27 protein-coding genes are annotated in these 24,325 nt (G+C 71.3%); 8 read left to right on the top strand and 19 right to left on the bottom strand.

Annotation, left to right across the window (positions count from 1 at the left end; translation table 11 throughout):
* Positions 1 to 101: 101 nt before the first annotated feature.
* The 6 genes from folE to dacB form a co-directional block, all read right to left on the bottom strand.
* Positions 102 to 707, bottom strand: a complete 606-nt coding sequence (gene folE, locus FB465_RS19940; RefSeq protein ID WP_145792477.1) for a GTP cyclohydrolase I FolE — start codon at positions 705 to 707, stop codon at positions 102 to 104.
* Between the two features lie 109 nt (positions 708 to 816).
* Positions 817 to 2,868 (bottom strand): ATP-dependent zinc metalloprotease FtsH, encoded by a 2,052-nt coding sequence (gene ftsH, locus FB465_RS19935; protein WP_145792475.1) that lies wholly within the window; start codon positions 2,866 to 2,868, stop codon positions 817 to 819.
* Positions 2,869 to 3,088: 220 nt separating this feature from the next.
* On the bottom strand, positions 3,089 to 3,643 hold the full coding sequence (hpt, locus tag FB465_RS19930) for a hypoxanthine phosphoribosyltransferase (RefSeq protein ID WP_145792473.1): 555 nt from the start codon (positions 3,641 to 3,643) through the stop codon (positions 3,089 to 3,091).
* Positions 3,644 to 3,709: 66 nt separating this feature from the next.
* Positions 3,710 to 4,900, bottom strand: coding sequence for a tRNA lysidine(34) synthetase TilS (tilS, locus tag FB465_RS19925; protein WP_145792471.1), 1,191 nt, complete (start codon positions 4,898 to 4,900; stop codon positions 3,710 to 3,712).
* A gap of 372 nt (positions 4,901 to 5,272) precedes the next feature.
* Positions 5,273 to 6,454: a zinc-dependent metalloprotease gene (locus FB465_RS19920; RefSeq protein WP_145792469.1), complete on the bottom strand. Its 1,182-nt coding sequence runs from the start codon at positions 6,452 to 6,454 to the stop codon at positions 5,273 to 5,275.
* A 256-nt stretch (positions 6,455 to 6,710) separates the two neighbouring features.
* Positions 6,711 to 8,195: a D-alanyl-D-alanine carboxypeptidase/D-alanyl-D-alanine endopeptidase gene (dacB, locus tag FB465_RS19915; protein ID WP_145792467.1), complete on the bottom strand. Its 1,485-nt coding sequence runs from the start codon at positions 8,193 to 8,195 to the stop codon at positions 6,711 to 6,713.
* Positions 8,196 to 8,348: 153 nt separating this feature from the next.
* Between dacB and FB465_RS19910 the strand changes: the two genes are divergently transcribed.
* Positions 8,349 to 8,837: an inorganic diphosphatase gene (locus tag FB465_RS19910; protein ID WP_145792465.1), complete on the top strand. Its 489-nt coding sequence runs from the start codon at positions 8,349 to 8,351 to the stop codon at positions 8,835 to 8,837.
* 108 nt (positions 8,838 to 8,945) lie between these two features.
* Here the strand turns inward: FB465_RS19910 and FB465_RS19905 are convergent, their stop codons facing one another.
* The 3 genes from FB465_RS19905 to FB465_RS19895 all read right to left on the bottom strand — a co-directional run bounded on the left by FB465_RS19905 (position 8,946) and on the right by FB465_RS19895 (position 10,819).
* Positions 8,946 to 9,161, bottom strand: coding sequence for a dodecin (locus tag FB465_RS19905; RefSeq protein WP_145792463.1), 216 nt, complete (start codon positions 9,159 to 9,161; stop codon positions 8,946 to 8,948).
* 115 nt (positions 9,162 to 9,276) lie between these two features.
* Complete coding sequence (locus FB465_RS19900) at positions 9,277 to 10,230, bottom strand: asparaginase (RefSeq protein WP_145792461.1); 954 nt, start codon at positions 10,228 to 10,230, stop codon at positions 9,277 to 9,279.
* Between the two features lie 49 nt (positions 10,231 to 10,279).
* The gene (locus FB465_RS19895; protein ID WP_211785823.1) at positions 10,280 to 10,819 is read right to left on the bottom strand and encodes an RsiG family protein; all 540 of its coding nucleotides are present in this window, start codon (positions 10,817 to 10,819) and stop codon (positions 10,280 to 10,282) included.
* 382 nt (positions 10,820 to 11,201) lie between these two features.
* Here FB465_RS19895 and dtd point away from each other — a divergent pair, with 382 nt between their 5' ends.
* On the top strand, positions 11,202 to 11,639 hold the full coding sequence (gene dtd / locus FB465_RS19890) for a D-aminoacyl-tRNA deacylase (protein ID WP_145792459.1): 438 nt from the start codon (positions 11,202 to 11,204) through the stop codon (positions 11,637 to 11,639).
* Between the two features lie 3 nt (positions 11,640 to 11,642).
* On the opposite strand, the gene ygfZ is transcribed toward dtd, so the two are convergent.
* The 3 genes from ygfZ to FB465_RS19875 all read right to left on the bottom strand — a co-directional run bounded on the left by ygfZ (position 11,643) and on the right by FB465_RS19875 (position 13,732).
* Positions 11,643 to 12,605 carry a CAF17-like 4Fe-4S cluster assembly/insertion protein YgfZ gene (ygfZ, locus tag FB465_RS19885; RefSeq protein ID WP_145792457.1) on the bottom strand — a complete coding sequence of 321 codons (963 nt, stop codon included), beginning with the start codon at positions 12,603 to 12,605 and terminating at the stop codon, positions 11,643 to 11,645.
* 10 nt (positions 12,606 to 12,615) lie between these two features.
* Complete coding sequence (locus tag FB465_RS19880) at positions 12,616 to 13,065, bottom strand: Fur family transcriptional regulator (protein WP_145792455.1); 450 nt, start codon at positions 13,063 to 13,065, stop codon at positions 12,616 to 12,618.
* An 82-nt stretch (positions 13,066 to 13,147) separates the two neighbouring features.
* Positions 13,148 to 13,732 (bottom strand): heme-binding beta-barrel domain-containing protein, encoded by a 585-nt coding sequence (locus tag FB465_RS19875; RefSeq protein WP_145792453.1) that lies wholly within the window; start codon positions 13,730 to 13,732, stop codon positions 13,148 to 13,150.
* Positions 13,733 to 14,005: 273 nt separating this feature from the next.
* Here FB465_RS19875 and FB465_RS19870 point away from each other — a divergent pair, with 273 nt between their 5' ends.
* A complete protein-coding gene (locus FB465_RS19870) occupies positions 14,006 to 14,368 on the top strand; it encodes a DsrE family protein (protein ID WP_145792451.1) in 363 nt (120 codons plus the stop codon).
* On the opposite strand, the gene FB465_RS19865 is transcribed toward FB465_RS19870, so the two are convergent.
* From FB465_RS19865 to FB465_RS19840, 7 genes are all read right to left on the bottom strand, one after another.
* Positions 14,362 to 14,634, bottom strand: a complete 273-nt coding sequence (locus FB465_RS19865) for a DUF3099 domain-containing protein (protein WP_145792449.1) — start codon at positions 14,632 to 14,634, stop codon at positions 14,362 to 14,364. The two genes, FB465_RS19870 and FB465_RS19865, sit on opposite strands and share 7 nt — an antisense overlap.
* 59 nt (positions 14,635 to 14,693) lie before the next feature.
* Entirely contained in the window at positions 14,694 to 14,984 is a 291-nt protein-coding gene (locus tag FB465_RS19860; RefSeq protein ID WP_073926623.1) for a DUF1416 domain-containing protein, read from the bottom strand.
* 36 nt (positions 14,985 to 15,020) lie between these two features.
* A complete protein-coding gene (locus FB465_RS19855) occupies positions 15,021 to 15,854 on the bottom strand; it encodes a sulfurtransferase (RefSeq protein WP_145792447.1) in 834 nt (277 codons plus the stop codon).
* Between the two features lie 218 nt (positions 15,855 to 16,072).
* Positions 16,073 to 16,153, bottom strand: a complete 81-nt coding sequence (locus tag FB465_RS37965) for an Ms5788A family Cys-rich leader peptide (protein ID WP_369405619.1) — start codon at positions 16,151 to 16,153, stop codon at positions 16,073 to 16,075.
* Between the two features lie 221 nt (positions 16,154 to 16,374).
* Complete coding sequence (locus FB465_RS19850; RefSeq protein WP_145792445.1) at positions 16,375 to 17,046, bottom strand: LmeA family phospholipid-binding protein; 672 nt, start codon at positions 17,044 to 17,046, stop codon at positions 16,375 to 16,377.
* Between the two features lie 84 nt (positions 17,047 to 17,130).
* Positions 17,131 to 17,859: a hypothetical protein gene (locus tag FB465_RS19845; RefSeq protein WP_145792443.1), complete on the bottom strand. Its 729-nt coding sequence runs from the start codon at positions 17,857 to 17,859 to the stop codon at positions 17,131 to 17,133.
* A gap of 1 nt (position 17,860) precedes the next feature.
* Complete coding sequence (locus tag FB465_RS19840) at positions 17,861 to 18,166, bottom strand: MoaD/ThiS family protein (protein ID WP_211785822.1); 306 nt, start codon at positions 18,164 to 18,166, stop codon at positions 17,861 to 17,863.
* Positions 18,167 to 18,856: 690 nt separating this feature from the next.
* Between FB465_RS19840 and FB465_RS19835 the strand changes: the two genes are divergently transcribed.
* The 5 genes from FB465_RS19835 to FB465_RS19815 all read left to right on the top strand — a co-directional run bounded on the left by FB465_RS19835 (position 18,857) and on the right by FB465_RS19815 (position 24,287).
* Complete coding sequence (locus FB465_RS19835; RefSeq protein ID WP_145792441.1) at positions 18,857 to 19,588, top strand: response regulator transcription factor; 732 nt, start codon at positions 18,857 to 18,859, stop codon at positions 19,586 to 19,588.
* 130 nt (positions 19,589 to 19,718) lie between these two features.
* A complete protein-coding gene (locus FB465_RS19830) occupies positions 19,719 to 20,762 on the top strand; it encodes a LacI family DNA-binding transcriptional regulator (RefSeq protein ID WP_145792440.1) in 1,044 nt (347 codons plus the stop codon).
* Between the two features lie 118 nt (positions 20,763 to 20,880).
* Positions 20,881 to 21,978 carry a S1C family serine protease gene (locus tag FB465_RS19825; RefSeq protein ID WP_145792438.1) on the top strand — a complete coding sequence of 366 codons (1,098 nt, stop codon included), beginning with the start codon at positions 20,881 to 20,883 and terminating at the stop codon, positions 21,976 to 21,978.
* Between the two features lie 81 nt (positions 21,979 to 22,059).
* Entirely contained in the window at positions 22,060 to 22,836 is a 777-nt protein-coding gene (locus tag FB465_RS19820; protein WP_145792436.1) for a response regulator transcription factor, read from the top strand.
* A gap of 59 nt (positions 22,837 to 22,895) precedes the next feature.
* Complete coding sequence (locus FB465_RS19815) at positions 22,896 to 24,287, top strand: sensor histidine kinase (protein WP_145792434.1); 1,392 nt, start codon at positions 22,896 to 22,898, stop codon at positions 24,285 to 24,287.
* Positions 24,288 to 24,325 lie beyond the last annotated feature (38 nt).

Raw genomic sequence — 24,325 nt, 5'->3', positions numbered from 1 at the left:
CGAAGGCTGGGGGAGAACTGCGCGAGATCGGAAGGCAACGGCCTGCAGCCTCCCGCTTCGCGCAGTTCCTCGCGCCCCTGGGATGCCCGATCCTGAGCGGTCTAGCGCCCGATGATGAGGCTCATCGCCTCCGCGCGGGTGGCGGGGTCGCGCAGCTGGCCGCGGACGGCCGAGGTGATCGTCTTGGCGCCGGGCTTGCGGATGCCGCGCATCGACATGCACATGTGCTCGCACTCGATCACCACGATGGCGCCGCGCGGCTCCAGGATCCGCATCAGCGAGTCGGCGACCTGGCTGGTCAGCCGCTCCTGGACCTGCGGGCGGCGGGCGTAGACGTCGACCAGGCGAGCCAGCTTGGAGAGCCCGGTGATCTTGCCCTGCACGGACGGGATGTACCCGACGTGGGCGACACCCTGGAACGGCACCAGGTGGTGCTCGCAGGTGGAGAACACCTCGATGTCCTTGACCAGCACCATCTCGTCGTGGCCGAGGTCGAAGGTGGTGGTCAGCACGTCCTCCGGCTCCTGCCAGAGGCCGGCGAATATCTCCTTGTACGCGCGGGCGACGCGGGCCGGCGTCTCCAGCAGACCCTCGCGATCCGGGTCCTCGCCGACGGCGATCAACAGCTCGCGGACAGCGTTCTCGGCACGCTTCTGGTCGAACGTCCCGATGGTGGCGTCCTGCTCGAGAGTCACCGGGTCGATCATGCGTGCCTCGCTTGGGGTTTCGGGGTCAACAGGCTGAACAGCACGAATGCCGCGCCTCCAGGGTACAAACCCTGGAGACGCGGCATGCATTCCGTACGGTGCCTGCCGGTCAGCTCTCGGCCGGGCTGCTGTCACCCGTCACCGGGGGCAGCTTCAGGATGTCCACCGGGGCGGTCTCCGCGGAGGCGGCGACACCGTTGGTGAGCGCCAGCTCCTTGGGCGACTGCACCGGCGGGCGGGTGGACGGCGTACGACGGGACGAGCCCGTCCAGGCCGGCCGGGCCGGACGCTTCACGACGGGGCGGAAGATCTCGGCGATCTGCTCCTTGTTGAGCGTCTCCTTCTCGAGGAGCTCGAGGACCAGGTTGTCGAGCACGTCGCGGTTCTCGACCAGGATCTCCCAGGCCTCGTTGTGCGCGTTCTCGATGAGCTTCTTGACCTCTTCGTCCACCAGCCCGGCGACCTCTTCCGAGTAGTCGCGCTGGTGACCCATCTCACGGCCCAGGAACGGCTCGGAGGCGTCCGAACCGAACTTGATCGCGCCGAGCCGCTCGGTCATGCCGTACTGCGTGACCATCGCACGGGCCGTCGCGGTGGCCTTCTCGATGTCGTTCGAGGCACCGGTGGTCGGGTCGTGGAAGACCAGCTCCTCCGCCGCGCGCCCGCCCAGCATGTACGCCAGCTGGTCGAGCATCTCGTTACGGGTGGTCGAGTACTTGTCCTCGTCCGGCAGCACCATGGTGTAGCCGAGCGCCCGGCCGCGGGACAGGATGGTGATCTTGTGCACCGGGTCCGCGTTCGGGGAAGCCGCCGCGACCAGGGCGTGACCGCCCTCGTGGTACGCGGTGATCTTCTTCTCCTTCTCGGACATGATCCGGGTGCGCTTCTGCGGGCCGGCCACGACGCGGTCGATCGCCTCGTCGAGGATGTTGTTGTCCACCAGCTTCTTGTTGGAGCGGGCGGTCAGCAGCGCGGCCTCGTTCAGGACGTTGGCCAGGTCAGCACCGGTGAAGCCGGGGGTGCGCTTGGCGACGGCCGAGAGGTCGACGTCCGGGGCGACCGGCTTGCCCTTCTGGTGGACCTTGAGGATCTCCAGACGGCCCTGCAGGTCCGGGCGCTCGACGGCGATCTGCCGGTCGAAACGGCCGGGACGCAGCAGCGCAGGGTCCAGGATGTCCGGGCGGTTGGTCGCGGCGATCAGGATCACGCCGCCCTTGACGTCGAAGCCGTCCATCTCGACCAGCAGCTGGTTGAGGGTCTGCTCGCGCTCGTCGTGGCCACCGCCGAGGCCCGCACCACGGTGCCGGCCGACGGCGTCGATCTCGTCGACGAAGACGATCGCCGGGGCGTTCGCCTTGGCCTGCTCGAAGAGGTCACGGACACGCGAGGCGCCGACACCGACAAACATCTCGACGAAGTCGGAACCCGAGATCGAGTAGAACGGCACGCCCGCCTCGCCCGCGACTGCGCGAGCCAGCAGGGTCTTGCCGGTCCCGGGCGGGCCGTAGAGCAGCACACCCTTCGGGATCTTGGCGCCGACGGCCTGGAACTTGGCCGGCTCCTGCAGGAACTCCTTGATCTCGTGGAGCTCCTCGACCGCCTCGTCCGCACCCGCGACATCCGAGAACGTGGTCTTGGGGGTGTCCTTGGTGAGCAGCTTGGCCTTGGACTTGCCGAACTGCATGACCCGGGAGCCGCCGCCCTGCATCTGGTTCATCAGGAACAGGAAGACCAGGACGATGATGACGATCGGCAGCATCGAGAGCAGCAGGCTGACGAACGTGGACTGCTTCTCGGGGCTCACGGTGTAGCCGTCGGGGAGCGTGCCCTTGTTGTACTGGTCCTGCAGGGTGTTGGCGATGTTGGTGGCCTGCTGGTCGCCGGTGTAGGAAGCCTGGAACTTGGTACCGGACGGCACCTTTCCTGAGCTGTTGGCCGGGAGCTTCTGGCCGTCCTTCAGCTGGATCTTGATGAGGCTCGAATCACCGGTGGTGATCTGCGCCGACTGGACCTCGTTCTGGGAGATCGCCTTGACGACCTGTCCACTGTCCACCGTCTTGTAGCCGTTCGAGTCCGAAACGACCTGCATCAGCACAACGACGGCGAGGACGGCCAGCACGATCCACATGATCGGCGCACGGAAGTATCGCTTGACGTCCATCCATGCGGGGCGTTGCCGCCCCGTCCCTCCTGCCACTCAACGGCGCTGCACGGCATGAGGCCGTCGGCGCATCCGGTATGTGCTCATGAGAAGAGCGGTTAATGGGACCGTACCGCAGTCGCTCCCCCTGACGGCGGGAGCGCGACGGCACGACGTGTTTCCTACCCCCGCACAACGGGCGGGAACAGCGCACTGTTCCCGCCTGTCGCCCGGACGGTCCTCAGCCCCCGTAGACGTGCGGGGCAAGAGTGCCGATGAACGGCAGATTGCGGAGCTTCTCCGCGTAGTCCAGGCCGTAGCCGACCACGAACTCGTTGGGGATGTCGAAGCCGACGTACTTGACGTCGATCTCGACCTTGGCCGCGTCCGGCTTGCGCAGCAGGGTGCAGACCTCCAGGGAGGCCGGGCCGCGCGAGCCCAGGTTGCCGAGCAGCCAGGAGAGGGTGAGGCCCGAGTCGATGATGTCCTCGACGATCAGGACGTCCTTGCCCGCGATGTCGGTGTCCAGGTCCTTGAGGATCCGGACCACGCCGGAGGACTTGGTGCCCATCCCGTACGAGGAGACCGCCATCCAGTCCATCGTCACCTGGGAGTGCAGGGCACGGGCGAGGTCGGCCATGACCATCACGGCGCCCTTGAGCACGCCGACGATCAGCAGATCCCGTCCGGCGTAGTCCTGGTCGATCCGCTCGGCCAGCTCCAGGAGCTTGGCGTCGATCTCGTCCTTGCTGATGAGCACCTTCGCCAGATCGGCGCCCATGTCCTTGTCGTCCACCGGGGATACGTCCTCAAACGTTCGGGGTCCTGTGTCGGCGGCGGCCCCGCGACGCGCTTTTACCCGCTAGTCGCTCTGTCGCCGAAAGACCAGCGTGCCACACCTTCGGGTGGCTTCGACTCCCCCGGGTAGGTGCAGCGGCCCCTGACCGCGCCAGCCGGTGACCAGCAGGTCCACCGTCTCCAGGTGCCGGGCGAAGAGATCGCCGGCCGGGCTGCCCGCCCGCAGCGCCGCCCTGCGCAGCACCCGGCGGCGTACGGCGGGGGGCAGTTCGGAGAGCTTGGCGACGTCCAGGGCGCCTTCGGCCGTACGGAGGTCGCGTTCGGCGAGGGCGGCCCACTGGTCGAGGGCGTCGGCGTCGTCGCGGAAGAGCCGGGCGGTGCGGGCGAGGGCCTCGACCACGCCGGCACCCAGGTGCTTCTCCAGGACCGGGAGGACCTCGTGGCGGACCCTGGAGCGGGTGTACGCCGGGTCGCTGTTGTGCGGGTCGTCCCAGACCGGGATGGACTGCGCGGTGCAGGCCTGCCGGGTGGCGGCCCGGTCGAGCTCCAGCAGCGGGCGGCGGTAGCGGCCCTTCTGGGCGGGCATACCGGCCAGTGAGCGGGCGCCGGAGCCGCGGGCCAGGCCGAGCAGGACGGTCTCCGCCTGGTCGTCGCGGGTGTGGCCGAGCAGGACGGCCAGGGCCCGGTGGCGCTCGGCGGCCTCGTCCAGGGCGGCGTAGCGGGCGTCCCGGGCGGCGTTCTCCGGGCCGCCCTGGTGTCCGACCCGGACGGAGATGGCCTCGACCGGGTCCAGGCCGAGCTGGCGCAGCCGGTCGGCCACCTGCTGGGCGCGGGCGGCGGAGCCCTCCTGCAGGCCGTGGTCGATCGTTACGGCACCGACCCGCAGGCCGAGCTTGGGCGCCTCGAAAGCGGTCGCGATGGCCAGCGCCATGGAGTCCGCGCCGCCGCTGACGGCGACCAGGACGAGCGGCGAGCCGGGCGCGGCGGGCGTCCGGGGCAGGCCCGAGGGGTGGCGGCGGGCGTTGCCGATGAGCGTGGTGGCCTCGGCCAGGGCGGTACCGGTCTGCCAGGCGGCCTGCCCGGTGCTCTGCCCGGCGGCGGCCTGGGTGACGGCGACGGCCTGGGTGAGGGCGGCCGGGCGGGTGCGGGGCGCGCGGGTGGGGGCGCTGAGGGTGGTGCCGGCCTCGGCCACGAGGTCGGTGAGCGTGCGGCGTACGGCGAGACGTATCGCCGCGACAGCGGGGTGTGGGCCCACGGGGAAGCACTCCTTGACGGAGGGACGGTGCGGGACGGTGAGGGCCGGCCGGGTGTGACGCCCTGTCAGCTTTCTGTCACCAGGTGCTCACAGATGGTCGCAGAATCCGGGCTTCGGCTATGCCACCCGCGCCACCGGTACGACCACGGTCCCACGTACGGGTGAATGAAGAAACGTTCATGCACCCCCATCTGCACGCCTGACCCACTCCTGCGGACGGGAACACGCGCTCAGCCGGCGGCGCCGGAACCCGCCCCGAGCCGCTCTGGAGGCGAGCGGGCGACGATGCAGCCCCGAGCCGCCTCGGAGGCGAGCGGGCGACGATGCAGCCCCGAGCCGCCTCGGAGGCGAGCGGGCGACGATGCAGCCCGGTCAGCTCACCACGCGGGCGACCCAGGCGGCGGGGTCGTGGATCTCCTCCTTGGTGGGGAGGGTGTTCGGCGACGTCCAGACCCGGTTGAAGCCGGCCATGCCGACCCGGTCCACCACGCCCCGGACGAAGACCGCGCCGTCCTGGTACTGCCGCAGCTTGGCGTCCATCCCGAGCAGCCGGCGCAGCAGCAGGTCGAGCCGCCCCGCGCCCCGGTCGCGGCGCTGCTGGAACTTCTCCCTGATCTCCGCGACGCTCGGCACCACCGCCGGGCCGACGCCGTCCATCACCACGTCCGCGTGCCCCTCGAGCAGCGACATCACCGCCGTGAGCCGGCCCAGGATCTCGCGCTGCACGGGCGACTGGACGGCCTCCAGCAGCGTCGTCGGTCCGGAACCGTCACCCCGGCCGCCGAGGCCGGGGATGCCGCCGCCGATCGCCTCCCGGGCGCGCTCCAGCAGGGCGCCGGGATCGACGTCGGTCTGCGCGAGGAAGGACTGCACCTCGGCCTGGATGTGGTCGCGCAGCCACGGCACGGCCGTGAACTGGGTGCGGTGGGTCTCCTCGTGCAGGCAGACCCAGAGCCGGAAGTCGTGCGGCTGGACGTCCAGCTCCCGCTCGACCTGGACGATGTTGGGCGCGACCAGCAGCAGCCGGCCGGGGCCGGGCGGCTCGGGGCCCCGGCGGGGCTTGTCGAAGAGGCCGGCCGGGCTGTCGGGGGCCTCGGGCAGCGAGCCGAGCGGCGGCTCGGCGGGGGCGAAGGTCTCGTACTGGCCGAGCACCTTGGTGGAGAGGAAGGCCAGCACGGCGCCCACCTCCACGCCGGTGGCCTTCTCGCCGAGCGAGGCGAACACGGCCGCTCCCGGGCCGTCCGACCGGCGTGCCTGCAGCTTGTCGACCAGCGGCTGGACGATGGTGCGGAACCCGGCCACATTGGCCCGCACCCAGCCGGGGCGGTCCACGATCAGGACGGGGGTGGCGGCGGCCGAGGCGAGGCTGGTCGAGCGCAGACCGGTGAACTCGCGGACGTGCTCCTCGGCCTCCAGGGCGTGCCGGCGCAGCTCGGAGACCACCTCACGGGCCTGTCCCCGCGTCACCTCCGGGCCGGGCCTGGCCAACCGGGTCGCCGTCGCGACCGCGAGATTCCAGTCGACCATGTCAGCACCGCCGCTCGCGCTCGTCATGACCTCACCGTACGTGCTCGGGCGCGCCGGGGGGAGACGCCCGGGCAGACGCCTCCCATCGGCCTCGACTCAACTCGCCTCCGGGCGCTCCTGACCCGACGCCGACACTCTCCCCCAGCCTGGCGGCTGGGAGGTGCCCCCACGCTCCGGCGCTCCCTCCTACGTCGGTCTCCCTCCTTGCCCGGCATCGGGCAGGAGGGGCCCACGTCACTCGTCGCTTTCGGCGTCGGCGCGCCCTCCGGCTCGTGGCATTGCCCTACCGGCAGCCGCAGCCCGCGATGTGGGCCACGATCCGGTCGACGGCGGCACGGGCCGCGTCGGGCCCGGCGGTGGTCTTGGTCATCAGCGCGAAGACCAGCACCCGCCCGTCCGCGTCCACCACGGTGCCCGCCAGGGTGTTGATGCCCGCGAGCGTGCCGGTCTTGGCCCGGACGATCCCGGCGGCGTTCTGGGCCCCCGAGTTGGCGCCGAAGCGGTTGACCAGGGTGCCGGTGAACCCGGCGATCGGCAGACCGGTCAGCAGCGGGCGCAGCTCCGGGTGCTGGGGTGACGCGGCGAGGGCGAGCACCTTCGCCAGGACGATCGGCGAGATCAGGTTGCCCTTGTGCAGTCCGCTGCCGTCGTGCAGGACCACCCCGGCCATCGGGACGCCCAGCTTCTCCAGGGTCTGCTTCATCGCCTCCACGGCGCCGTCGAAGCTCGCCGGCTGGTGGGCGGCGATGGCCACCTGGCGGGCCACCGCCTCGGCCAGGGTGTTGTCCGAAGTGGTGAGCAACCGTTCGACCAGCCGGGGCACGGTCGGCGAGTCGACCTTGCCGAGCACCTGCGCGCCGGAGGCCGCGGTGCCCGAGGTGGCCTTGCCCAGGACGGTGATCCCCTGGGCCCTGAGCAGCCCCGCGAAGGCCTCGGCGGCCGAGCCCGCCGGATCGAAGACCCGGGCCGGCGCCTCGTCCGGGGACTTCGGGTCGATCCGGCCCTCGTCCACCATCAGCGGGGTCACCGCGGCGATGTTCATCGCGTCGTGCTCCTTGTGCAGGAGCGGGCCCGTGTAGAGCGAGGTGTCGAAGCTCACCTTCACCGAGGTCGTGCCGGCCGCCTTGAGTGCCGCCGCGGTCTGCCTGGCCAGGTCGGCCAGCGAGGCCGGGGCGGTCTCGGCGTCGACCGGCATGCCCCCGACCAGGACCTGGTCCACCGGCAGGCCGGTCACGGTCGGGTCGCCTCCGCCGACCAGGGTGATCTCGCCCGGGGCGGAGCCCTTGACCACCTTGGTGGTGATCCTGGTGTCGGCCGGGATCAGGGCGAGCGCCGCCAGCGAGGTCAGCAGCTTGGTGGTGGAGGCCGGTGTGGCGGGTGTGTTCTCGCCGGAGCCGTACAGGAGTTCGCCGGTGGTGCCGTCCGCGACGGCGAAGTTCAGGGTGCCGAGGGACTTGTCCTGCAGGGTCGCGCCGAGCTCGCGCTGCAGGCCGTTCGTGGTCGGCAGCCCGTCCGTGCCGCCCGAGCTGGCCGCGAGGACCGGGCCACCGGCCGCCAGCGCCTTGCGGCCGCCCGTCGGCGGGTTCTTGGGCGTCGGCGTCTGGGACTTCCCGTTGCCGTTGCCGTTGCCGTTGCCGTTGCTCTTGCCGTTGCTCTTGTTGCCGTTGGCCTTGTCGTTACCCGCCGACTGGCTGTGGCCAGGGCCCGGCGAAGGCTGGGCCAGTGCCTGATCGACGCCCACAGTCAGCACGCCTGCCGTGAGCGCCACTCCGAGCGCTCCGGCGACCGCGGCTCTGCGTCCGCGTCCCACCCCTGTACTTCCCTGCACCGACCGGCCCCTTTCCTGAGCACACCCTGCTCCTGAGCACACCCTGCCGTAGGAGACACTTGGATTCTGTCAGTCCCTACCTTGGAGGAACCGTTGGAGTTCGACGTCCTGATCGAGATCCCGAAGGGCTCGCGGAACAAGTACGAGGTCGACCATGAGACCGGTCGCCTTCGTCTCGACCGGATGCTCTTCACTTCGACCCGCTACCCGGCCGACTACGGCTACGTCGAGGGCACGCTCGGCGAGGACGGCGACCCGCTGGACGCGCTGGTCATCCTGGACGAGCCGACCTTCCCCGGCTGCCTGATCAAGTGCCGCGCCATCGGCATGTTCCACATGACCGACGAGGCCGGCGGCGACGACAAGCTGCTCTGCGTCCCGGCGACGGACCCGCGCTGGGAGCACCTGCGCGACATCCACCACGTGTCGGAGTTCGACCGCCTGGAGATCCAGCACTTCTTCGAGGTCTACAAGGACCTGGAGCCCGGCAAGTCGGTCGAGGGTGCCAACTGGGTCGGCCGTGTCGAGGCCGAGGCCGAGATCGTCGCCTCGATCAAGCGGCTGGAGGAGTCCGGCCACTGAGCCGGACGCCGACTCCCCCGTGCGGGGTCTCGGGCCTTCGAGTTGCCTTCGAGGTTGCCAAGAGGCCGGGGCGAGCAGTTCTGCTCGCCCCGGCCTCTTGCTGCCCGGTCAGTCCTCGTCCTCCAGCCGGAAGCCGACCTTCAGCCCGACCTGAAAGTGCTCGATCTGCCCGTCCTCCAGGTGGCCGCGAATCTGGACCACCTCGAACCAGTCCAGGTTGCGCAGGGTCTGGGCGGCCCGGTTGACACCGTTGCGGATCGCGGCGTCGACTCCCTCGCGCGAGGAGCCGACGATCTCGGTGACGCGGTAGATGTGGTCGGTCATGACTGTCTCCCTGAGTGGCGGCACGGCCCCCCGGTCCACCGTGCCCCACCCGGTCACGACCCGCACCCGGGACGGGCCGTCGGAAGGCCGCCCCCAGGAACGCCGCCCGTACGGCTCAGAACGCAGCCCGTACGGCGCCCACCACCGCGCCGCCGCCGTGCAGCGGCTCGACGCCGATCCGGGTGAGCACCTCGTCGTCGATGCCCAGCCGCCGCAGGGCCGCCGCCAGCACCGGGCCACGGGCCCGCTCGGCGCCGTCCTCGATCTTGAAGGCGAGCGCGCGCCCGTCCGGCAGCGCGACCACCTGGACGGCCTCGGCGCCCATCTTGGAGAGCGAGCCCGGCACCGCCCGCATCAGCCAGGTGTCGGCGCGGCGGGTGCCGGCGACGTACTCGGGGTGGGCCCGCATCGCGTCGGCGACCCGGCGCTGCGGGGTGCCGGGCTCGGCGAGCAGCAGCGAGCGGTAGGCGCGGGCCAGACCGGTCAGCGTGACGGCCAGCAACGGGGCGCCGCAGCCGTCCGTGCCGACCTCGGTCACACGCTCGCCGGTGCCCTCCTCCAGGGCCTCCCTGGCCAGCTGCTGGATCGGGTGCGCCGGGTCCAGGTAGCTCGCGGTGTCCCAGCCGTTGGCGGCGCAGGCGGCCAGCCAGCCGGCGTGCTTGCCGGAGCAGTCCATCATGATGGGGCTGCGCCGCCCGCCGTTGCTCAGCAGCGCCTCGGCCTCGACCTGGTCGAGCGGCAGGTCGGCCGGGGTCTGCAGGGCCTCCTCGGTCAGGCCGGCGCCGTCCAGGATCTTCCGTACGGCGTCGCGGTGGAACGGTTCTGCGGAGTGACTGGAAGCCGCCAGCGCGAGCAGCTCGCCCTCGATCGCCAGCCCGGCCCGCAGGGTGGCCACGGCCTGGAAGGGCTTGGCGCAGGACCGCGGGAAGACCGGCGCGTCCGGCAGACCGAGCGCGAGGTCCACCGAGCCGTCGGCCGCCAGCAGCACCAGCGAGCCGCGATGACGGCCCTCGGTGAAGCCGGAGCGTATGACCTCGGCGAGAACGGGCAGGGCAGCGGACTGCGACATCGGGACTACTCCAGGGTGAGGGTGGGCCGGGTGGCCGCCCTCCCCGCAGCTAGCCGCCCGCGAGCAGGTCGTCGACCCGCGCTTCCCCTTCACGGTACCTGCGCGTGATCTCGGCACTGCAGTCGTCCGCCGTCCGCTGCAGGATCTGCCGCCGGCCCGAGACCTCGCGCTCGTGGACGGCGAGCCGCTCGACGGCGGCCAACAGGGCGGCGGTGGGGTGCGCGGCGAGGTCGGCGAGCCGGACGTCGCCCATCAGCGCGTCCGCCTCGCGCTGGTATTGCTCGCCGCGCGGCGGGCCCACCGTCAGGTGCCTGGCCGGGCGGCGGACCAGGGACGGCGTGTCGGCGAGGATGGCGGGCAGCCGGTCGAGCAGCGCACCGGACCCCTCGGAACCCTCCAGCGGAGCGAGCTGCACCCGGCGCCGGTCCAGCTCCGCCCGCAGGATGTCCATCCGGCCGTGCAGCAGCCGGCGGAGGTACGAGAGATCGGCCTCCTGCTCCTGCGCGTCCCGGCGGAGCAGCCTCAGCTGCTCCAGGCCGAGTTCGGCGAATCCGTACGAGTGATCGTGGGCCGTGCTGCTCGCGTCCATCAACCAACCACCTGCCGCTGTCCTGGTCACGCTGTCCGATCCCGCCCGCCGGCGCCCGCGCACCGTTCCTGGTCCCGTCGTGCTGCACGCCGTTGCGCCCCCGCGAGGTTCCCCCGGAGCGCCGGTACCACCCGCCTGAGCGACCTCGGTCAGCACAGTCGTTCGATCGTCTCGAACGCGTCGGGCCCGCGCCTTCGTACCGCCCACAGCGTGCCACCCCGGCCCGGCCCGCGCACCGCCCGTGCACCCGAACGGCCGCGTGGCGAAGCGGGGTGGCTGATACGACGTGGGCAATCCGCAGGCAGTACCCGGTCGCCGGGGGCGCACGCGCAGACACCCCGGCGCGCGCCGACCCCCTGCGCGCCTCCGGCACAATGGCGGCATGCGAGCAGTGGTGCAGCGGGTGGCCGAGGCCGCCGTGACGGTGGACGGCGAGGTCGTCGGATCGATCGAGGGTCCGGGCCTGTGCGTCCTGGTCGGCGTGACCCATGAGGACACCCCCGCCAAGGCCGCCCAACTGGCCAGGAAAGTCTGGACCCTGCGGCTCTTCGACGGTGGTGACGACATCGAGCGGTCGTGCTCCGACATCGGGGCGCCGCTGCTGGTGATCAGTCAGTTCACCCTGTACGGCGACGCCCGCAAGGGCCGTCGGCCCACCTGGAACGCCGCCGCGCCCGGCCCCGTCGCCGAGCCGCTGGTGGACGCGGTGGTGGCCGAACTGCGGGCGCTGGGCGCGAAGGTGGAGACCGGCCGGTTCGGCGCGGACATGAAGGTGTCGCTGGTGAACGACGGGCCGTTCACCGTGCTCGTCGAAATCTGACCGCTACTGGGGGACGACCACTTCCTGCGAGGCCGGCACCGTGCCGGCCAGCAGCAGGGCATCCACCGCGACGTTGCGCTTGACGATCGCCAGCGCGATCGGGCCCAGCTCGAAGTGGCGCGCCGAGGAGGTCACGAAGCCCAGCGCCCGGCCGGCCGGGTCCGAGGCGAGGTGGATCTCGGTGCCGTGCGGGGGCAGCGACTCCTCGGTGCCGTCCAGGTGCAGGAAGACCAGCCGGCGCGGCGGCTTCCCCAGGTTGTGCACCCGGGCGACGGTCTCCTGGCCCCGGTAGCAGCCCTTCTGGAGGTGCACGGCGGTGGACAGCCAGTCGACCTCGTGCGGAATGGTGCGGTGGTCCGTCTCGAAGCCCAGCCGCGGCCGGTGCGCCTCGATCCGCAGCGCCTCGTACGCCCAGATCCCGGCGGCCGGGCCGTACTGCGCCGCGAGCTTCTCGAGCTCGCCGCGCGGCAGGAACAGGTCGCGCCCGTACGGGAGTTCACGCAGGGCGGCGGCGCCCTCGGCGGAGGCGGTGGACCCGGCGGGGAGGTGGACCACCGCGTAGTCCGCGGTCGCGTCGGCGATCTCCACCCGGTAGAAGAACTTCATGCTCTCCAGGTACGCGATCAGCGACTGCTGGGTGCCCGGCTCGACGTGCGCCCAGGTGGTGGTGCCGTCGTCGACCAGGTAGAGCGCGTGCTCGACGTGCCCGTGCGGGGAGAGGATCAGCGCCTCGGTGGCCTGCTGCGGCGGCAGGGCGCTGACGTGCTGGGTGAGCAGCAGGTGCAGCCAGGTCAGCCGGTCCGTGCCGGTCACCGTGACCACGCCCCGGTGCGACAGGTCGACGAAGCCGCGCCCGGCGGCCAGCTCGCGCTGCTCGCGGAAGATGTTGCCGTAGTGGGCGGCCACGCCCTCGTCGGCTCCCTCGGCGGGGACGGCACCGGGCAGACCAAGCAGCGGGCTCTTCATACCGGTCAGCTTACGACTGCGACTGTGCGAGCTTCGCGGTGCAGTCGGCGCAGCGGCCGAAGATGGCGAAATGCTTGAGGTCGGTGTCGAATCCGTGCTCGGCGCGCAGGCTGTCGATCAGCGGGGTGGCGATCGCCGTGTCGGTCTCGGTGACCCGCTCGCAGTCCCGGCAGACCAGGTGCAGATGGGTGTGCCGGCCCGCCAGGTGGTACGTCGGGGCGCCGTGGCCGAGGTGGGCGTGCGAGACCAGCCCGAGCTCCTCCAGCAGCTCCAGCGTGCGGTACACGGTGGAGATGTTGACGCCGCTGGCGGTCCGCCGGACCTGGGCCAGGATCTCGTCCGGGGTCGCGTGGTCGAGTACGTCGACGGCCTCCAGCACCAGCTGCCGCTGCGGCGTCAGGCGGTAGCCGCGCTCGCGCAGGTCGGCCTTCCAGTCGGTGGGGGTGTCGGTGTTCGCCACGGTGGTGTCCCTGCCCGGATAGAGGTCGTGAGACAAGTGTAGGGACCGGTCTTACGGCCGGTCCCTACATTGCAAGCTGTGATCAGCGGAAGAACGCGATGCCGTCGTCCGGCAGGTCCGCGATGTCCTGGATCAGCTTCGCCTGGTTGAGCACCTTCTTGAGCTGTGCCGACATGTACGGCCGCAGCGGCACCTCGGGTGCGGCCTTCTCGCCGACCCAGAGCAGCTCCTCGTTGACCATGCCGTACAGCCGCTTGCCGCCGGTGTACGGCGCCGAGCCGTCGATCCGGGCGACGGCGTCGGTGGCCACGTCGATCTGCGGCTTGCCGTCGTGCAGCTTGCCGTACCAGACCTCGACCGTGCCGTCGTCGCGGACGGAGGAGATCTCGATCTCCCGCTCGCCGCTGGTGCCCTGCTGGTTGGTGGTGATCCGCCAGAAGCCGAACTCGTTCTCCAGCGGACGGACCTTCTCGCCCTCGTTGTTCAGCACCCAGGTGCGGGAGCGGAACTCCAGGAACGGACGGCCGTCGTGCCGGAAGATCACCTCCTGGCCGAAGTTGCACTTCTCGGTGCCGGGGAAGTCGTAAACGCCCGCGCCCTCCCAGGTACCCAGGAGGAAGGCCAGCGGGACGACGTCCTTGTGGAGGTCAGAGGGGATCTCGATCATGTTCCTGGTCGCTGTCGTCGGTGTGGGTCTGTTTCAACCGTACGGCAGGTCAGGTCAGCGCTGGCCCTGGTAGAGCTTCATCACCGAGAAGACGGCGAACCAGGTGATCAGCACGGCCATGAGAGCCAGCAGGCTGTCGAAGAAGATTTCGAGACCGGACACGGGGGTGCTCCCATTGACGGCGATAGCGGGCGTAAGACGCCGCTGAGTCTATCCGTCGGCCCTGGGCCGGTCTTGGTGAGCCCCGCCACGTAGCGGCATAAGGTGTCGAGCATGTCGAAGAAGCTGGTCATCAAGGTCACTGCCGGAGCGGACGCGCCCGAGCGCTGCTCGCAGGCGTTCACCGTGGCGGCGGTCGCGGTCGCCAGCGGGGTCGAGGTGTCGCTCTGGCTGACCGGCGAGTCGTCGTGGTTCGCGCTGCCCGGCCGGGCGGCCGAGTTCGAGCTGCCGCACGCCGCGCCGCTGCCGGACCTGCTGGAGTCGATCCTGGCGGCCGGTCGGGTCACCCTGTGCACCCAGTGCGCGGCCCGGCGCGGGATCGAGCAGCAGGACACCGTCGAGGGGGTCAGGATCGCCGGCGCGCAGGTCTTCGTCAGCGAGATCATGGCCGACGGGGTGCAGGCGCTCGTCTACTGACGCGGCTGTCGGTCGGGCCGGTCCCGGTCGTGGCCGGGGTCGTCCCACTCCGGGTCGTCCCAGCGCGGGTCGTTCCACCAGTCGTCGTCCGGGTCCCGCTTGTTGGCGAAGATCGCCGCGGCCGGGGGGATGACCATGGCGAAGAGGCACAGCCCGATCGCGGCGGGCACCGACCAGAAGCGCACGACGCCCCACGCCAGGACGAACGTCCCGAGACAGACGCCCATCATGACGAAGTACCGGACGTGCCGCTGATGTGCCTGCACACGTCCAGGGTATGGCTGTGGCCCTCCGCCGGGGCAGAGGGCCACAGTCATGGAACGTGTCAGACCGCGATCGCGACCTCGGTGAAGGCGCCCTGGGAGGCGACCACCACCCGGTCGACGGTCGCGCCGGGCACCAGCGCGCGCAGCGTCCACTTGCCCGGGCGGGCGAAGAAGCGGAACTGCCCGGTGGCCGAGGTGGGCACCTCGGCGGTGAACTCGCCGCCCTCGTCCAGCAGACGCACGTAGCCGTTGACCGGCTCTCCGTCGCGGGTCACCGAACCCTGGATGATCGTCTCGTTCGCCACGTCAACTCCTGCCAGGTCCGGGCCGCCGGCCTTCGCACCGCACATGTCTTGTCTTCCCTTCTTACGGTTCGAGCCGGTGGCTCAGTTGCCGAGCTCGATCGGCACGCCCACGAGGCTGCCGTACTCGGTCCAGGAGCCGTCGTAGTTCTTGACGTTGGTCTGGCCGAGCAGCTGGTGCAGCACGAACCAGGTGAGCGCGGAGCGCTCGCCGATACGGCAGTAGGCGATGGTGTCCTTCTCCAGGTCCACGCCCTCCTCCTGGTAGAGCGCGCGCAGCTCGTCGTCGCTCTTGAAGGTGCCGTCGTCGTTGGCGTTCTTGGCCCACGGGATGTTGCGGGCGGTCGGGACGTGGCCCGGACGCTGCGACTGCTCCTGCGGGAGGTGGGCCGGGGCGAGCAGCTTGCCGGAGAACTCGTCGGGCGAGCGCACGTCGACCAGGTTCAGGTTGCCGATCGCGGCCAGCACGTCGTCGCGGAAGGCGCGGATCGAGCTGTCGGCGGCCTGCGCCTTGTACTCGGTGGCGGCGCGCTCGGGCACGGCGGCGACGAGCTCGCGGGAGTCCAGCTCCCACTTCTTGCGGCCGCCGTCCAGCAGGCGGACGTCGCCGTGGCCGTACAGCTTGAAGTACCAGTAGGCGTACGAGGCGAACCAGTTGTTGTTGCCGCCGTAGAGCACGACGGTGTCATCGTTGGCGATGCCCTTGGCGCTGAGCAGCGCCTCGAAGCCGGCCTGGTCGATGAAGTCGCGGCGGACCGGGTCCTGGAGGTCCTTCTTCCAGTCGATCCGGACGGCGTTGCGGATGTGGTTCTTCTCGTACGCGGAGGTGTCCTCGTCGACCTCGACGATGACAACCTTCGGGTCGTCCAGGCGGGCCTGGACCCAGTCGGCGTCGACCAGGACGTCGCTGCGGCTCATGTGGTGTTCTCCATCCGGGGGCGGTTGGCGGAAGGGGCTGCTGAGGGGCGCCCGACACCGGCCCGTCCGAACTTCTGTCCGGATACCGAGACAGGGCGGTGTACGGGTCGTGCGGGACTGTTGGTCAGGGGCGCCGGGGTGGCCTTCGGCGTCAGAGTGCCAGGTCAGGCCATCGGCAGAGGTGGGGCGGGCCGGAACTGCCGGTCAGAACCGCCCTGTCAGCGCATTCGACACAGGCAGGCAGCCACGCGGCACAGGTCTACCGCCCGCCGCTTCGTGAGATCCGCCTGTCGCTTCATGCCGATGATGCTAGGGACAACCGCCGCCCGCTGTCACCAGCGTATCGAATAATGAGACCAATTGATTCGAATACTGAGATTTGACCTTCTGCTGCCCTACGGCTGCCCGGCCAAGGGTCGTCATGAGCCCTTCCGGGGGCGGAACGAGACCGCTCCACGAGCCTGCGCTGGACAGCGCGTCTCGCGGAGCGGAACGGGAGGGGCTGGGGGAGGCGGCCGGGTCAGCCGATCAGCTTGAGGTCGCTGCCCTGGAAGCTGAGCTGGAGGCCGTCCGGCTGCGGGGTCGCGCTCGCCAGGCTCAGACCGGCCGGCAGGTTGGTCAGGGTGAAGCTGCGCGGGCCCAGCAGCTCGTTCGCCCGCCCGTTCAACAGCGAGCCGAGGCCGCCGAGTTGAAAGCCGTCGGCAGTGATCGTGTTGCCCTTGCTGTGCACGTTGCCCTGGCCTATCGCCACGCCCGCGACCGAGGCCTTCACCTTGCCCGGCCCGCCGTACGAGAGGTCGATCCGCTCCGCGCCCTGGACCAGCTTGGCCGCGTCCGCGTACGAGATCAGACCGCTGCCGCTGCCGCTCTTCACCGTCGCACTGCGGTAGTTGTCGCTGATCTCGACCCCGGACAGCCGGGCGTTGAAGGAGCGCAGCGCCACCTGCTGCCTGCCGTCGCTCACCGTCACGCCCTCGCCCGACAGGCGGACGGCGTCGAACCGGCCCGCCAGCGCCTGGGTGAGGAACGGGAAGCCCTCGATCGAGACCTCGGGGCGGGCACTGAGGCGGCCGCTGCTCACCAACTGGTCGGCGGCCTCGTCCTGGGCGACGCCGACGGCTATCCGGTCGGCGCCGAAGAGCAGCCCGGCGAGCACCGCCAGACCGATCGCCAGCTTCAGCCACCCGCGCATCCTGTGCCCCCTGTGTGATCCCTGTCGTACGGACGTACGACGTTCCGGGCCGTCCAGCGGTTCCGGATCCCGGTACCGCCCGGCTCAGCCCGTGAACAGCCGGGAGCCGATCCACACCAGCGGAGCGGCCACAGCGAGCGGCAGAGCGACTCCGGCCGTCAGGTGGACGAAGCGCGAGGGGAAGTCGTACCCGGCCACCCGGCGCCCGACCAGTGCGCCGACCGCGGCCGGCACCGCCACCGCCAGGGGCGCGCCCGCGAGCACGCCCGCACCGGCGCCCAGCAGCAGGGCGGCCACCGCCGCCACCGGGCCCGGCAGCGGCAGCACCGCCACCGCCACGGTCGCCGCGACCGCCAGCACCGCGGCCGGTACGTGCGCGGCGAGCAGCAGGGCCGCGCAGAACCCCGACGCCACGGTGGCCGAGCCCAGCACGGTCAGCGCGTAGAAGCGCTCGGACGGATCGGAGGGCCGGAAGGTCTGCAGCACCAGCCCCAGGACGAGCGCACCGCCGAGCGCACCGATCAGGCCGGCCGGCCCGCCGACCACGAGGACCCCCAGGTCGGCCGCGAAGCCCGCGAGCGCGGCCAGCGCGATGCCCTGCCGGGCCGGCCACATCCCGTTCAGCCGGAACCAGCCGGCGGCCGTCAGCACCTGCAGGGCGGCCACCATGAGCACCAGACCGGCCCGGCCGGCGAAGGCCGATCCGGCCACCAGGGCGCACAGGACCGCGGTGAGCAGCGCGGGCTGCAGCCCCGGTTCGACGACCGGCGAGCCGGCCCGGCGGGCGGCGGGCGCCGTGGTCAGAGCGGTCATCTCACCCGCCCGCGAAGGGCGGCAGCACCTCGACCGTGCCGCCCTCGGTCAGCGGCACCACCGCGTGGTCCCGGGCGCCCACCTGGGCGCCGTCGACCAGGTAGGAGCAATGGTCGAGCACCTGCAGCAGGCGCGGGCGGTCCGCGTGGCGGGCGCGCGCCGCGGCGAGTGCTTCGGCCAGCGTCGTGGCCTCGTACGGCTCCTCGGCGATCCCGGCCGCGGCCTTGGCGGCGGCCCAGTAGCGGATGGTGCCCTTCACTCTGACGGTGGAATTCTGCTCCGTACCGGCACTGGTGGCTGCGGCCATGGCAACCCCTCCTCGTCGTCCTCGCCCGGTGCGGCGGCCCCGCTCTGTCTGCCGGGTCACCCACTCGAAAGGTGTACACGTACCGTGCGGCCGGTGCGGCTCCCATGATGGACCGACCGGCCACCTCGGCGGCAACCCTCCAGGTCGGGGGCACACCCTCGGGGCACACGTTCCGGGCACTGGGAGAACGCCCGGACGTGGCAGGAGTCACGCGTCCGGTGCCCGATCCGGCCGAACCGAAGCGGCGCAGCCCTCCCGGAGCGGGGAGTGGTCGGCTATTCTCGTGGCGTAAGGGATCCGGGCAGAGTCGCCCCCGGGTCCTTTTGTGCTTTCAGGACGCCAGTACGGACGTCCTTGCGGCCGGCGCCCCACCCGCGCCGGCCGTGAGGACCGCCCCGCCGAAGCGGCACAACGAGGTGCTTGCGGGTCAGCAGGGCGGCAGTACCGGCGCCGGGTCGCCACCCGGCGCGGGAGCAGACCGGAAGGTTCGCGGATGAGCAGGGTCATAACGGAGCGTCAGGGGTTGCGGGACTCCTGTCGCGCGCCCCGTACGGCCGTGCGCGCCGGCGAGTCTCCCGGATCTCACCCTGTGGACGCGCCTCCCCCACCCATCTCAGTACGTGCGCCTGCCGGCTGTGGCGGCAGCCGTACCGCTGAGACCGCGACGACCCGGAAAGGGGACTACCGGGTATGAGTTCTCTCCTCCTCCTCACCAACGCACTGCAGCCCTCGGCAGAGGTGCTGCCCGCTCTCGGCCTGCTGCTGCACACCGTCAGGGTGGCGCCCGCAGAGGGCTCGGCCCTGGTCGAGACGCCCAGCGCCGACGTGATCCTGGTCGACGGCCGGCGTGACCTGCCGCAGATCCGCAGCCTCTGCCAGCTGCTGCGCTCGACCGGGATCGGCTCCCCGCTGATCCTGGTGGTCACCGAGGGCGGCCTCGCGGCCGTCACCGCCGAGTGGGGCGTCGACGACGTGCTGCTCGACACCGCAGGACCGGCCGAGGTCGAGGCACGGCTGCGCCTGGCGATGGGCCGCCTGCAGGTGGTGGCCGACGACAGCCCGATGGAGATCCGCAACGGCGACCTCTCGGTCGACGAGGCCACCTACTCCGCCAAGCTCAAGGGCCGGGTGCTCGACCTCACCTTCAAGGAGTTCGAGCTGCTGAAGTACCTCGCCCAGCACCCCGGCCGGGTCTTCACCCGGGCGCAGCTGCTGCAGGAGGTCTGGGGCTACGACTACTTCGGCGGCACCCGGACGGTCGACGTGCACGTGCGGCGTCTGCGCGCCAAGCTCGGCGTCGAGCACGAGCAGCTGATCGGCACCGTCCGCAACGTCGGCTACCGCTTCGTCGTCCCGGAGAAGCCGGACAAGGGCGAGCGCCCCGGCCTGGAGCAGCGCTCGACGGCGGCGCAGGAGGTCTGAGCGGGCCGGGCGGCCGTACACACGTACGGCCGCCCGGCTTGTCCGGTTACGCCCCGACCTGTCCAGGGGCAACCGTCCAGTAGTCGGTATCCCCTCTGCCCTGCGGGGGCGACCCGCGTAGACTCCCTCCGTGGCCAAGGTGACGCGAGACGATGTAGCCCGACTGGCTGGGACCTCCACCGCGGTCGTCAGTTACGTCATCAACAACGGGCCGCGCCCGGTCGCGCCCGCGACCAAGGAAAAGGTGCTCGCGGCGATCGAGCAGCTCGGCTACCGGCCGAACAGCGTCGCCCAGGCGATGGCCTCCCGCCGTACCAATCTGATCGGCATGGTGCTGCCGGACGCCCGGCAGCCCTTCTTCGCCGAGATGGCGCACGCGGTCGAACGGGCCGCATCCGACCGCGGCAAACTCGTCCTGATCGGCAACTCCGACTACGTGGACGACCGCGAGGTGCACTACGTCCGCGCCTTCCTCGGGATGCGGGTGGCCGGGCTGATCCTGGTCAGCCAGGGCCCGTCCCAGCGCGCGGCGGAGGAGTTCGCCGCCATGGAGGGCGCGAAGGTCGTCCTGCTGCACCGCCGTCCCGAGGCGATCGACGACGTCGCGGTGGTCACCGACGACGTGGGCGGCGCCGAGCTCGCCGTCCGCCACCTGCTGGAGGTGCACGGGCACCCGTACGTGGTCTGCTTCGGCGGCCCGGTGGAGTCCCCGGCGCCCGGCGACCCGGTCATCGACCACGTGGAGGGCTGGCAGCGCGCGATGGACGCGCACGGCCTCGAGACCGAGCCGCGGCTGATCGACGCACCTTTCAACCGGTACGGCGCCTACCAGGTCGCACTGGACCTGCTGCGCTCTCCCGGGCGGCCGCCGGCCATCTTCTGCTCGACCGACGACCAGGCGATCGGCGTACTGCGGGCCGCCCGCGAGGTGGGGCTGCGGGTGCCGGAGGACCTCGCGGTGGCGGGCTTCGACGACGTGCCCGAGGCCGCGCTGGCCGACCCGCCGCTGACCACCGTGGCCTCGGACCGCGATGCCATGGCCAGGGCGGCCGTGGACCTGGTGCTGGACGACTCGCTGATGGTGCCCGGCTCGGACACCGAGCGGGTGCGGAAGTTCCCGTCCCGGCTGGTGGTACGGCGTTCCTGCGGCTGCGGGAAGCCCGGCGCGGAGTAGTCCGCGGGCTGCACCGGCAGTCCTGGCTGACCAGGCTTTATGAGAAGTCAACGGGCTTCTCGGGCCCTTCTGAGTCGCCTCTCATCAGATCTTCATGATGCGGGCGGACGTTGGACCCATGAGCGATCAGCACCGCAGCAGCGAGGACCGGAATCCGTACGGCTACGCGGGCTGGGCCCCGCCGCAGCCTCAGCCGCCGGCGCAGGCCCCCACGGCACATGTCGTGGAGGGCACGGTGATCGAGCACGGCACGTACCCCCAGGAGCCCGAGCCGCCCGCTCCACCCGCACCGCCCGAGGCCGCCGGCCCGGGCCATGCCCGGCGCAGCTTCCTGAAGGGCCGGCTGGCCCTGGTCGCGGCCGTGGCCACCGTCGCCGCGCTCCTCGGCGGGGTCACCGGCGGCGTGATCGCCGAGTCCCGTGACAGCGGGACCAGCAGCGCGAGCACCATCGTCAGCCCGGTCTCCAGCAAGTCCGACGGCACCGCCGACGTCGCCGCGATCGCGGCCGCCGTCTCGCCCAGCGTCGTCCAGATCACCGTCAAGACCGGCAGCGGCACCGCGACCGGCACCGGTGTGATCATCACCTCCAACGGCCAGATCCTCACCAACTACCACGTGATCTCCGGCGCGGTGAGCGACGGCGGCCGGATCACCGTCACCTTCAAGGACGGCAGGACGGCGAGCGCCACGGTCACCGGCAGCGACAAGTCGCTGGACGCCGCCGTCATCACCGCCTCCGGCGTCAGCGGCCTCACCGCCGCCACCCTGGGCGACTCCAGCACCGTGGCGGTCGGCGACTCGGTGGTGGCCATCGGCAACCCCGAGGGGCTCACCGGCACCGTCACCTCGGGCATCATCAGCGCCAAGGACCGCGAGGTCAGCGTCCAGGTCGACGAAGGCTCCACCAGCAGTAACGGCGGCTTCGGCTTCCCGAACCTGCCGGGCCTGCGGGGCAACACGTCCGCCTCCTCGGGCGACACCGCCACCTACAAGGCGCTGCAGACCGATGCGGCCCTGAACCCCGGCAACTCCGGCGGCCCGCTGATCAACTCCAGCGGCCAGGTGATCGGCATCAACTCGGCGATGTACTCCTCCAGTGGCTCCAGCTCCACCGCCGACTCCAGCAGCGCCGGCAGCATCGGGCTCGGCTTCGCGATCCCGATCAACGACGTCAAGCAGGTGCTGGCCAAGATGCAGGCCGGCCAGAACCTGTAGATCCGTCCGTTCCGTCCCACAGGACGGACAATGGCACCACCCCTCACGACGCCTCCACGGACTCAGAAAGGGCCCTAGCCCATGACTCCCCCCGCCGACGACCGCACCCCTGCCGACGGAGCGGGTACCCCCGCCCGCCTCCTCGTGGTCGACGACGAGCCCGCACTGCGGGACGCCCTCGAGAGCAGCCTCGCCTTCGAGGGGTACGAGGTCACCACCGCCACCGACGGCTACGAGGCCCTGGACGCCGTGGAGCGCGAGCACCCGGACCTCGTCCTGCTCGACATCATGATGCCCCGGATGGACGGCCTCACCGCCGTCCGCCGGATGCGCTCGCGCGGCGACACCGCGCCGGTCCTGATGCTCACCGCCCGCGACGCGGTCGGCGACAGGGTCACCGGCCTGGACGTGGGCGCCGACGACTACCTCGCCAAGCCCTTCGAACTGGACGAACTGCTCGCCCGCGTACGGGCGCTGCTGCGGCGCAACGCCATCGCGGCGGAGGCGGCCGCCCGGGCGGCGGTCTCCGAGGAGGACGACAGCGAGGTGCTCGCCTTCGCCGACCTGCGGATGAACACGGCCACCCGGGAGGTGACGCGGGAGGGCAAGCCGATCGAGCTGACCCGGACGGAGTTCATGCTGCTGGAGATGTTCCTGTCGCACCCGAGGCAGGTGCTGACGCGTGAGCAGATCCTCAAGGCCGTGTGGGGCTTCGACTTCGAGCCGTCCTCCAACTCGCTGGACGTGTACGTGATGTACCTGCGCCGGAAGACCGAGCAGGGTGGCATGCCACGGCTGATCCAGACCGTCCGTGGTGTCGGCTACGCGCTGCGGCCCGCGACCGGCGCGGCGGCGTGAAGCCGCTTCGCCGGCTCACGGGGTGGTTCCGCGGGCGCTCCCTGCGGAGCCGGCTGGCGATGCTGACGGCTGCCGCCGTGGCGGTGGCCATCGCGCTGTCGGCACTGGCGTGCTGGTTCATCGTCGAGGACCGGCTGTACCAGCAGGTGAGGGCGAGCCTCTCGGAGGTGCCACCGCTGCCGATGCAGCAGCAGAACGTCTACTGCGCGACGACCGCAGCGCAGGCACTCGCCCTGAGCCAGGCGGCCACCGACCGCCTGGACGGGGGACATCCCTTCCGCCCCAACAAGTGGGACATCCAGCTGAACACCTCCGACGGACGGGTCTGCTACCCGCTGGGTGCAACGAAGATCATCCAGAGCAGTCCGTCGGACCTCAAGGCCTCCACCGCCGGAAACCACGTCTCCTACCGGGACGGCAGCTACCTGGACGGCACCCCCGCGATGGTGCGCCAGTCGAGCGTGCGGATCGACGGATCGCCCGCCGTGATGCTCGTCGCCACGCCGGTGGCCACCGTCCAGGACTCCTTGCGCAGCCTCGGCCTGATCCTCCTCGGAGTCGCCGGTCTGGGCGTGATCGGTGCGGGTGTCACCGGGCGGCTGGTGGCGCGGTCGGCGTTGAAGCCCGTCGACGACCTCACGGATGTGGTCGAGCACATCGCCCGTACCGAGGAGGTCGGAACGACCATCCCCGTGCACGGGAACGACGAGATCGCGCGACTCTCCTCTTCCTTCAACTCGATGAGCACCGCACTCGCCAATTCCCGCGACCGCCAGACCCGGCTGATCGCCGACGCCGGGCACGAGCTCCGCACGCCGCTCACCTCACTCCGCACCAACGTCGACCTGATGATCCGCAGTGACGAGACCGGCCGCCCGCTCCCCCCGGCGACCCGGACCAAGCTGCTTGGCAACATGAAGGCGCAGATGCAGGAACTCACCGTCCTGATCGGTGACCTGCTCCAGCTGTCCCGCCCGGACTCCCCCAAGCCCGGCCAGAACCTGGCCGTCGTCGCGCTGCACGAGATCGCCGACCGCGCCGTCGAACGCGCCAGACTCCGCGGCCCGGGCCTGGTCTTCGACCTGTCGATCGACCCCTGGTACGTCCATGCCGACGGCGCCGCGCTCGAACGTGCCGTGATCAACCTGCTCGACAACGCCGTGAAGTACAGCCCGCCCGGCGGGACCATCCAGGTCGCGCTGCACAACGGCCGGTTGACCGTCCGCGACCACGGCCCCGGCATCCCGGCCGACGAGCTGCCGTACGTCTTCGACCGCTTCTGGCGCTCGCCGTCCTCCCGCCAACTCCCGGGATCGGGCCTGGGGTTGTCGATCGTCGCGCAGACCGTCCGGGACTCCGGCGGCGAGGTGTCGCTCGGCGCCGCCCTGGACGGTGGCCCGGGCGCCCTGGCCACCGTCCAAATGCCCGGCCTGCCGAACCCACCGCAATAGCGAAGGGCGGGGCGCCCCAAGGCGCCCCGCCCTCTCGG

The sequence above is a fragment of the Kitasatospora atroaurantiaca genome (genome assembly GCF_007828955.1).
In the GTDB taxonomy this organism is placed as follows: domain Bacteria; phylum Actinomycetota; class Actinomycetes; order Streptomycetales; family Streptomycetaceae; genus Kitasatospora; species Kitasatospora atroaurantiaca.
This window is presented reverse-complemented; position numbering and strand designations above follow the sequence as displayed.

Bases quoted from the DNA above. Each gene is read 5' to 3' on its own strand.
- FB465_RS19870 (WP_145792451.1), top strand. From the start codon at position 14,006: ATGTCGAAGAAGCTGGTCATCAAGGTCACTGCCGGAGCGGACGCGCCC.
- FB465_RS37965 (WP_369405619.1), bottom strand. From the start codon at position 16,153: ATGAAGCGACAGGCGGATCTCACGAAGCGGCGGGCGGTAGACCTGTGC.
- FB465_RS19860 (WP_073926623.1), bottom strand. From the start codon at position 14,984: ATGTGCGGTGCGAAGGCCGGCGGCCCGGACCTGGCAGGAGTTGACGTG.
- FB465_RS19900 (WP_145792461.1), bottom strand. From the start codon at position 10,230: ATGTCGCAGTCCGCTGCCCTGCCCGTTCTCGCCGAGGTCATACGCTCC.
- FB465_RS19905 (WP_145792463.1), bottom strand. From the start codon at position 9,161: ATGACCGACCACATCTACCGCGTCACCGAGATCGTCGGCTCCTCGCGC.
- FB465_RS19895 (WP_211785823.1), bottom strand. From the start codon at position 10,819: ATGGACGCGAGCAGCACGGCCCACGATCACTCGTACGGATTCGCCGAA.
- FB465_RS19835 (WP_145792441.1), top strand. From the start codon at position 18,857: ATGAGTTCTCTCCTCCTCCTCACCAACGCACTGCAGCCCTCGGCAGAG.
- FB465_RS19845 (WP_145792443.1), bottom strand. From the start codon at position 17,859: ATGACCGCTCTGACCACGGCGCCCGCCGCCCGCCGGGCCGGCTCGCCG.
- dtd (WP_145792459.1), top strand. From the start codon at position 11,202: ATGCGAGCAGTGGTGCAGCGGGTGGCCGAGGCCGCCGTGACGGTGGAC.
- FB465_RS19920 (WP_145792469.1), bottom strand. From the start codon at position 6,454: ATGACGAGCGCGAGCGGCGGTGCTGACATGGTCGACTGGAATCTCGCG.
- FB465_RS19815 (WP_145792434.1), top strand. From the start codon at position 22,896: ATGCTGACGGCTGCCGCCGTGGCGGTGGCCATCGCGCTGTCGGCACTG.
- ftsH (WP_145792475.1), bottom strand. From the start codon at position 2,868: ATGGACGTCAAGCGATACTTCCGTGCGCCGATCATGTGGATCGTGCTG.
- FB465_RS19875 (WP_145792453.1), bottom strand. From the start codon at position 13,732: ATGATCGAGATCCCCTCTGACCTCCACAAGGACGTCGTCCCGCTGGCC.
- FB465_RS19825 (WP_145792438.1), top strand. From the start codon at position 20,881: ATGAGCGATCAGCACCGCAGCAGCGAGGACCGGAATCCGTACGGCTAC.
- FB465_RS19820 (WP_145792436.1), top strand. From the start codon at position 22,060: ATGACTCCCCCCGCCGACGACCGCACCCCTGCCGACGGAGCGGGTACC.
- ygfZ (WP_145792457.1), bottom strand. From the start codon at position 12,605: ATGAAGAGCCCGCTGCTTGGTCTGCCCGGTGCCGTCCCCGCCGAGGGA.
- FB465_RS19840 (WP_211785822.1), bottom strand. From the start codon at position 18,166: ATGGCCGCAGCCACCAGTGCCGGTACGGAGCAGAATTCCACCGTCAGA.
- folE (WP_145792477.1), bottom strand. From the start codon at position 707: ATGATCGACCCGGTGACTCTCGAGCAGGACGCCACCATCGGGACGTTC.
- FB465_RS19855 (WP_145792447.1), bottom strand. From the start codon at position 15,854: ATGAGCCGCAGCGACGTCCTGGTCGACGCCGACTGGGTCCAGGCCCGC.
- FB465_RS19850 (WP_145792445.1), bottom strand. From the start codon at position 17,046: ATGCGCGGGTGGCTGAAGCTGGCGATCGGTCTGGCGGTGCTCGCCGGG.